7 protein-coding genes are annotated in these 8,554 nt (G+C 36.3%); 2 read left to right on the forward strand and 5 right to left on the reverse strand.

Going from position 1 to position 8,554, the window contains the following annotated elements; genetic code table 11:
* Nucleotides 1-134: 134 nt before the first annotated feature.
* Both AC1DOS_RS15500 and AC1DOS_RS15505 read left to right on the forward strand, forming a co-directional pair.
* Complete coding sequence (locus AC1DOS_RS15500; protein WP_477538227.1) at nt 135-1,088, forward strand: N(5)-(carboxyethyl)ornithine synthase; 954 nt, start codon at nt 135-137, stop codon at nt 1,086-1,088.
* An 834-nt stretch (nt 1,089-1,922) separates the two neighbouring features.
* Nucleotides 1,923-3,137 carry an ATP-binding protein gene (locus tag AC1DOS_RS15505; protein WP_108587272.1) on the forward strand — a complete coding sequence of 405 codons (1,215 nt, stop codon included), beginning with the start codon at nt 1,923-1,925 and terminating at the stop codon, nt 3,135-3,137.
* A gap of 371 nt (nt 3,138-3,508) precedes the next feature.
* Here AC1DOS_RS15505 and menC read toward each other — a convergent pair whose 3' ends face one another.
* From menC to AC1DOS_RS15530, 5 genes are read right to left on the reverse strand one after another with little or no spacing between them, the layout of a single operon-like run.
* Nucleotides 3,509-4,639, reverse strand: a complete 1,131-nt coding sequence (gene menC, locus AC1DOS_RS15510) for an o-succinylbenzoate synthase (RefSeq protein ID WP_477538223.1) — start codon at nt 4,637-4,639, stop codon at nt 3,509-3,511.
* Between the two features lie 19 nt (nt 4,640-4,658).
* Nucleotides 4,659-5,669, reverse strand: a complete 1,011-nt coding sequence (locus AC1DOS_RS15515; protein ID WP_477538224.1) for an ABC transporter ATP-binding protein — start codon at nt 5,667-5,669, stop codon at nt 4,659-4,661.
* Nucleotides 5,632-6,663 (reverse strand): ABC transporter ATP-binding protein, encoded by a 1,032-nt coding sequence (locus tag AC1DOS_RS15520; RefSeq protein WP_477538225.1) that lies wholly within the window; start codon nt 6,661-6,663, stop codon nt 5,632-5,634. The genes AC1DOS_RS15515 and AC1DOS_RS15520 overlap by 38 nt, the downstream gene beginning before the upstream one ends.
* A gap of 20 nt (nt 6,664-6,683) precedes the next feature.
* Nucleotides 6,684-7,583, reverse strand: a complete 900-nt coding sequence (locus AC1DOS_RS15525; RefSeq protein ID WP_477538226.1) for an ABC transporter permease — start codon at nt 7,581-7,583, stop codon at nt 6,684-6,686.
* Between the two features lie 16 nt (nt 7,584-7,599).
* The gene (locus tag AC1DOS_RS15530) at nt 7,600-8,550 is read right to left on the reverse strand and encodes an ABC transporter permease (RefSeq protein WP_477538228.1); all 951 of its coding nucleotides are present in this window, start codon (nt 8,548-8,550) and stop codon (nt 7,600-7,602) included.
* Nucleotides 8,551-8,554: the final 4 nt, after the last annotated feature.

The raw sequence follows: 8,554 nt of genomic DNA on the forward strand, positions 1-8,554 counted from the left end.
GTAAGAGATAAGAGATTTAATTCAATAAAAATTATATTATTTCATAAAAGGAGGTAAGAGATAAGAGATTTAATTCAATAAAAATTATATTATTTCATAAAAGGAGTTTTACTATTTATACAATTGGATTCGTAATAAGTCATAAGAACAATGAAAAAAGAAGAGCGATACTACCAAAGGACTTACCGAAAATAACATTTGTTGGACAGTTATTTTTTGAAGAGGGATATGGTATTGATTTAGGCTATTCTGATGAAGAATATGCAACTCATGGGGTACATATCGTTTCTAGAGATCGTGTATTGGAGTGTGACGCGATTGTCGATGTTAAATTAGGTGATGCTGATTATTTTGAAAAGTTGCCACCTGGCAAACTGTTGATCGGCTGGGCACATGCAGTTCAAGATATTAAATTCACAGATGCAGTATTAGCAGGAAATCATACAGTCATTGCCTGGGAAGAAATGTTTGATGGCGGAAGATATATCTTTTATCGGAATAGAGAAATTGCTGGAGAAGCTGCTATTCTCCAAGCTTACCAATACTGTGGTAAGATGCCGTATGAAACCAAAGTTGCAATTCTAGGGAATGGCCATACTGCTAAAGGGGCTCTTAGAATTCTCCATGGATTAGGCGCAAATGTTGACGTTTACGGTAGAAAATTGGAATCTCTTTTTAGAAAAAATATGAATGAATATGATGTTCTAGTGAACTGCGTTATGTGGGATACAAGCAGAACAGATAGAATTATATATAAAGAAGATTTAAAACACCTTAAAAAGGGTGCGATGATTGTAGACGTAAGTTGTGATCCTAATTTAGAAATTGAGACTTCTCGTCCTTCAAGCATCGATGATCCAGTCTATAGTGTTGATGGAGTTATACATTATACAGTTGATAATACGCCTGCAATGTTTCCACATACAGTTTCAAAAGTTTTAAGCGAAGAGTTTTGCACAATGGTAGATATGCTCTCTGAGGGAACTTGGTCGGATATGATTCATGACGCAATTGTCATCGACAAAGGCCATATCCTTGATAAGCATATTACAGAATTCAGAGAAGCTAGAGGCTTGTTAGTTAAATAAACATTGAGTTCCTGTGTCATAAAATTTTCTAATATTTTGACTGTAAGTGTTTTTAGGTTAGAATCTGTTGGAGACCGTCAAAACTATATAGGAAATCTAGCAGTATCCGAAGTTGTGGCCGAAATGGATGAAATAACAACATCAAAAGAAGTCGAAGAAATTACCTTTTGAACCTCCTGAAACACACAGGAGAAAGACGGTGCTCTTCAAGTTGCCACTCAAAGCTAATGAAAAATCCAGAAGCGTCCAATTGCAAATTCGGACGCTTTTTATTATTTTCCAAGAAGGTTTGTTCATAAATTAACAGAAATTACTTACATGTAAGGATTTATTTCGGGATGGCTATTTGCGTACAGCTGCGGTTTCGATTGATGAAATGCTCACCGATCAAAATAAGGATGATGTGAGTGTGACGATTTTCATCACGGGAGAGAAGCTCATGAATAAAGGAAGCACATATTCCTAGTACAAACTTGACTATGAAGTAGGCTATGAAAACGGACAGCTGAAAATCCTGTCCAGCACTGGCGAGAAAATAGAGTGACAGTGATTGAAGGGACAACATTCAATGAATGCTGTCCTTTAATTCTGTCACTTTTCCCCGGGGGGAATAGACGGTCGAAGAAGACTATAAACTCACTTCGCCCGTCTTTGCCGTTCATTTAGTAGTGTTGAGGAGGGGAATTCGACCCATCTGTGAGACACGAATAGGAGAATATCAGAACCTGAAATAGGTTCAGCCTCCTATTCTGGAATTTGCTTTATAGTCAGAAAGTTTCAAAAAGAGTATACTAAACTAATTGAAGAATTAATGATAACAAAAGGTGTGTGTCCGTGAAGCATTTTAAACAAGATAGAAACCAAAAACTATATTACCTCACCGCATTTGTTTCCACCGTTCTGATGGTGATTGGAATTTTGTTCTTCAATCCGAGATCTGAAGAGACAGATCTCGGATACATTTTTCATTGTGCATTAGTCGTATTATTGTCAGCGAGTTTGTTTATTTATCCGAGGTATGGAAGCCACTTTTTTAGAAAGATCATTATTACAATCGCCTCTATTTTCTTTTATATGCTTTTCTTTTTATATCCTGATACATGGTCTTCTTTTACGTTGCTATGTTTTATTCCGGCGTTTTCAATCTTGTTTTTCGATTCGAAGCTGTTTTATTTTTCTTTTGTTTTTAATGTACTGTTGATCACTTCGACGTTCATTTATATTATGTTCTTTGACCAGGGGAATGATTTTGCGCATATCAAGCAGGACTTATTCGGGAATATCAACAATTTCATGGGGACACAAGTCATTCTCTATTTCATTTTTCATTTATCTTCTGAAAGAATCAAAAAACAGCAAATGTTTTTTGAAAAGTTGCAGCAATCAGAGAAACTGAAAACAACCGGCCAATTAGCAGCCGCAGTCGCACATGAAATACGAAATCCCCTTACGGTCGTAAAGGGATTATTGCAGTTTTATGAGATAAACAACTCATTCAGCAAGGAAGGGAAAATGCACTTATCTTTGATGATTGATGAGCTGAAGACGGCGGAACATGTCTTATCCCAATTTTTGTCTATAGCAAAACCGGATGAACATCAACACATGGAAACCGTTAATGTCCGGGATGCCTTGCAAAGTGTGACAGGTTTGCTCATGTCCTATGGACTTTACCATCAAAATAAGATTGACTTGCAAGTGGACGAAGACCTATACATAGCGGCCAATACCATTGAATTTAAACAATTATTCATGAACTTAGTGAAAAATGCAATTGAAGTTTCTACTAAAGATGATTCTGTCATAATCAGGGCAGAGCAGCAAAAAAACAAAGAAATTGAAATAAAAGTAATTGATTCAGGTTTTGGCATGTCAGAAGAACAGGTACAAGCCTTGGGTACTCCATTTTACTCATTAAAAAGTAAAGGGACAGGACTCGGGCTCATGATCTGCTTTAATATTGTTGAAAAATACAAAGGAACAATCAAGTTCCAGAGTGCGGTGAATCAAGGTACTACTGTGACTGTACGGTTTCCTATGAATTTCTGAACGCTCAGGTGAATTAATTAAAAGCAGGAAGCACGAGGTGAAATCACCTAGTGCTTCCTGTCTTTGTTTTGAATATAACTATAACTATATGGATAACTTACATACCAATATTTTAATTCAATGCAAGGTGATGAAGTATAAAAACATGTACCGTTATAAGAATAAGATTTTGAGACTACAACTAGTACAAAGGAGTCAACGTGAACAATACAGAAATTGCATCCCTACTTGTCGCTAGGAGAGACAATAGGTACCGCTAAAGTTCCAAACTCTTGCTAATTGGAACTTTTGTATCGATGGAATTGCATTGGATGTACAGGTTACTACTGGTAAATATAATGAAATAGTTTGGTATCTATAAGATTAGCTAGCTAGTTCGGTAGTAGCAAGGACTCTTTCGTAAACTCAAATATTTCCAATGTATACTGATCCAGAGCCTCTTGATCGACTTCGTAACCGATTCCAGGAGTTGTGGGTACTTGAATATGTCCCTCAGCATCCATAGTTACTTCTGGCTTTATAATATCTTTCACCCAATAACGTGCAGAAGGAGCCGTATCTCCTGGAATTGTAAAGTTTGGTAAAGAAGTGATTGCAACGTTAAAGGCTCTTCCTATTCCAGATTCAAGCATTCCTCCGCACCACACTGGAATATTATTTTCTTGGCATAAATTATGAATTTTTATTGCTTCAGAAATACCGCCAACACGGCCGATTTTAATGTTAATAATCTTACAACTACCAAGATCAATTGCTTTTCGTGCATCTTCTACTGAATGAATACTTTCATCTAAACAAATCGGAGTTTGAACTGCATTCTGTAAAATAGAGTGATCAATAATGTCATCATGAGCTAGAGGTTGTTCAAACATCATTAAATTCAAGCTATCCATTTCTTTAAACAATTCAAGATCATCTAAAGTGTAAGCAGAGTTAGCGTCTGCCATGACTGGTATATCGCCAAATTTTTCTCGGACACTACGAAGATATTCAATATCTTTTCCAGGTTTAATTTTAATTTTAATCTTTTTAAATCCTTGTTTTAATAATTCCTCTACTTTTTCAAGCAAGTCTTCTTTCGTTTCTTGAATCCCAATGCTTACGCCAACAGTGATTTCAGATTTCTGTCCACCTATGACTTCCGCAAGAGGTTTATTTTGCGTTTTGGCATAAAGATCCCAAAGAGCGCCTTCAATTGCTGATTTTGCCATGTTGTTTCTGCGAATGCGTCTAAACATTTTGTTTGCTTCATCCGGATGCTGAATATCTTTTCCAAGAATAAGAGGTAATAGGAATTCTTTTATGATTGAAAATGCAGTAGACACAGTTTCTTCACTGTAATATGGATTAGAGCTAACGACACATTCGCCATATCCTATTTGATTACCACTGTGTATTTCAGTAATGAGAAATAAACGTTCTTGTTCTGTTCCAAAACTCGTTTGGAAAGGGAATTTCAAATCCATTTTCATTTTCCGTATAACAACTTTTTCGATTAGCATATGATAACCTCCGATTGAGTTAGTAAAGATGACAAGCTACTTTGTGTCCATGTTCCATCTTTTTCATTATTGGTTCAATTTCTTTACATACATCCATCGCAAACGGACATCTAGTGTGGAAAACACAACCACTTGGAGGATTGACTGGTGAAGGGATTTCACCAATTAATTTTATTTTTTCTCGTTTTATGAATGGATTAGGCACCGGAATTGAAGACAGTAGAGCTTTTGTATATGGATGTAACGGATTATCATATAACTCATCTGTAGGAGATTCCTCTACTAACTTGCCTAAATACATGACTCCAATTCGGTCAGAGATATGCCGAACTACACCTAAGTCATGAGAGATAAACAAGTAAGTTAAGTTGAATTCCTGCTGCATATCTTCTAATAAATTTAATACTTGAGATTGAATTGATACGTCTAACGCGGATACAGGTTCATCACAAATGATGATGCTAGGATTGATGATTAATGCCCGTGCAAGACCAATTCGTTGTCTTTGACCACCTGAAAATTCATGTGGAAAACGGTAGTAATGTTCTCTTTGAAAACCAACTTTACTTAAAATATTCATTACTTGCTCTGTACGTTCTTTTTTAGTTCCGATTTTATGGATTTTCAATGTTTCTTCTAAAATGGCCCCTATACGTTTCCTTGGATTAAGAGAGGAATAAGGATCCTGGAAAACCATCTGTAGTTCTCTTCGAATATCTCGGAGATCAGAATTCTTTAACTTATTGATATCTTGTCCACGGTAGAAAACTTCACCTTCGGTAGGTTCGAGTAATCTTAGAAGAGTTCGTCCAGTAGTACTTTTTCCACATCCGGATTCTCCTACTAATCCATAGGTTTCACCTTGAATTAGACTGAAAGAGATGTCATTTACTGCTTTTACATGAGTAACAGTTTTATTAAAAGAACCTGTTATAGGAAAATATTTTTTTAAGTTTTTCACTTCTAATATAATATTTTGTGCTACTTCTATTTTAGGATCTGACTTTGTCTGACTCATTTCGGTTACCATTCATTACACCTCCTTTTTCTTGAATCTCTTTGAAATGCCAACAGCGTACTTTACGGTCATTTTCATAAGAATCTAATTGAGGCTTCTCTGTTCTACATAAATTAGTTGCAAATTCACAACGAGGGGCAAAACGACAACCCGCTGGAATTTGATTTAAAGTTGGAACTTTTCCTTCAATGACATAAAGTTTTTCATCACGAGGACCTTCAATATGTGGAATAGATTTTAAAAGCCCTTGGGTGTATGGGTGAAGAGGGGAGGAGAAAATAGACTCCACTGAAGCTTCTTCAATTACTTGGCCCAAGTACATAACAACAACTTTCGTACAAACCTCTGCAACAACACCCAAATCATGAGTAATCATGATAGTTCCCATGTTAAATTCGTCTTTTAAATCTTTAATTAAATCTAGTATTTGAGATTGGATTGTTACATCTAGTGCCGTAGTTGGTTCATCTGCAATTAATAACTTTGGTTTGCAAGATAGCGCCATTGCTATCATGACACGTTGTCTCATACCGCCAGAAAGCTCATGTGGATACTCATTGACCCTTTTTTCAGGAAGCGGGATCCCGGTTAAACGTAACATGCCTACAGCTTTTTCTTCTGCTTCTTTCTTTGTTAAATTTTGATGAAGTAATAGTGCTTCAACGATTTGATTCCCAACTGTATAAACGGGATTTAGAGAACTCATTGGATCCTGAAAAATCATTGAAATATCATTTCCACGAAGTTTTTGTAGTTCACTGTATCTAAATCTTAAGATATCTTTTTCTTGAAAAAAAATATTTCCTTCATAATTTGTATGTTTTTCGTCTAAGAGACGAAGTATAGACTCTGCAGTAACGCTTTTTCCGCAACCAGATTCGCCTACAACCCCTACTGTTTCTCCTTGTTTAACAGAAAAGGATACATCATCAACGGCTGTGACACGACCATTTTCAGTATCAAAATGAACCTTTAAATTTTTCACTTCTAAAAGTAAGTCGGACATTGTATCACCACGCAGTTTTTTTATTTTTTTGCCTTATTAGTATGTGGATCTAATAAATCTCTCAGGCCGTCTCCAAATAGATTAAGACCAAAAACGCTAAGCATAATGGCGATACCAGGGAATAGTGTCATCCACCAAGCGTTAAAAATCACCGTTTTCCCATCGTACAATAAGTTTCCCCAACTTGGATCAGGTGCAGGAATTCCAGCACCCAAGAAACTTAGTGCGGCTTCGATAATGATGGAATCCGCAAAAATGAAAGTTGCTTGGACAATCAGTGGAGATAAAACATTTGTTGCTATGTTTAACCAGATTATGCGAGATGCGCTTGCACCTTGCGCCCTTAAAGCTTCGACATAGGTTTGTTCCTTTACTACCAATGCAGCAGAGCGAACCGTTCGAGCTACAGAAGGTGTAAAAACAATGACCAGAGCAATAATTACATTTTCTAATCTAGGTCCTAGTGAAGCCATAATCGCAATGGCTAATAAAATTGCTGGAAAAGCCATTAATCCATCTGAAATACGCATTAATACTCCGTCTAGTTTTTTATAGTAAGCGGAATAAAGCCCAATAATCATTCCTAAGATGGATGTTATTATCGCAACAGCAAAACCGATGATAAGAGATACTCTGGCACCGTTTACTATTCGACTAAAAAGATCTCTACCATAATTATCTGTTCCAAAAAAGTGTTCCGCACCAGGAGGTTGAAGTCGTTTCACTGGATCTAACTCATAGGGCGTAAAGGAAGTAAAGAAGGGAGAAATTATCGCGAGTAAAACAATAACAGTCATTAGTATTGAACCAAATAACGCAAGTTTGTTAGAAAAAAATCTTTTCACTAACAAATCTCTATGCTTCTTTTTCATTTCGCTTTTCAATGAGTTTAATTGTTCAGTAGTTAATAAGTTTTGCACTTATGTCAACTCCTTTCTATTTTCTACCCAATCGAACTCGAGGGTCGATAACGCCGTATAGTAAGTCGATGACTAAATTAATCAGTACATAACTCACAGCAATTAGCAGAACGGAACCTTGTATGACAGCAAAGTCACGTCGTTCAACAGAATTGATAATTAATTGCCCAATTCCCGGAATGTTAAAAACTGTTTCAACAACAGCAGCACCTGCAACAAGAGTTCCAAATGTATGTCCAATAATAGTGAGTATTGGAATAAAAGCATTTCTTAAAGTATGTTTGATAACGATAAAACTCTCTTTAACACCTTTAGAACGTGCTGTTTTTATATAGTTTGCATTTAACACATCTAACATAGAGGATCTTGTCATTCGTGCAATAAGGGCAGCTTGCATAGAACCAAGTGCTATTGCAGGAAGGATTAGGTATTTAATATGGTTCCATAATCCATCACTAAGTGGTTTATATCCTGCAACAGGAAGCCATTTTAGTTCAACACCAACCAAAAGGATTAAAAATAACCCTAACAAAAAGCTTGGTATGGAAATTCCTAACAATGAGATGCCCATGAAGGTTTGATCCAAGAAAGACCCTCTAAATTTTGCAGCGAGAATACCAAGAGGAATTGCAACTACAATTGCTAGAATTTGAGCCATAATTGCCAAAGAGAGAGTGGGTCCTAAATGTTCAAAAAAAGCTTGTAATACTGGCTGTTTCATAAAAATAGAATTACCTAAATCTCCTTGAAGCACACCACCAAACCATGAAACAAACTGTTCAGTAACAGGTCGGTTTAAACCGAGATTTTCTCTGAGTTCAGCAATCTCATTAGGAGATGCTTCTGGACCTAAAATAACAGCGGCAGGATCACCAGGAGTTATATGCATTAATAAAAAAACAACGACTGCAACTACAAATAGAACTGGTATTAAAGATAATAAACGTCTTAAAATATAGCCCTTCAAGTGA

The sequence above is a fragment of the Paenisporosarcina sp. P5_A11 genome (assembly GCF_056400705.1).

Excerpts from the sequence above, each read along its gene's own strand:
- menC (WP_477538223.1), bottom strand. The coding sequence starts at position 4,639 with ATGCTAATCGAAAAAGTTGTTATACGGAAAATGAAAATGGATTTGAAA.
- AC1DOS_RS15515 (WP_477538224.1), bottom strand. The coding sequence starts at position 5,669 with ATGGTAACCGAAATGAGTCAGACAAAGTCAGATCCTAAAATAGAAGTA.
- AC1DOS_RS15520 (WP_477538225.1), bottom strand. The coding sequence starts at position 6,663 with ATGTCCGACTTACTTTTAGAAGTGAAAAATTTAAAGGTTCATTTTGAT.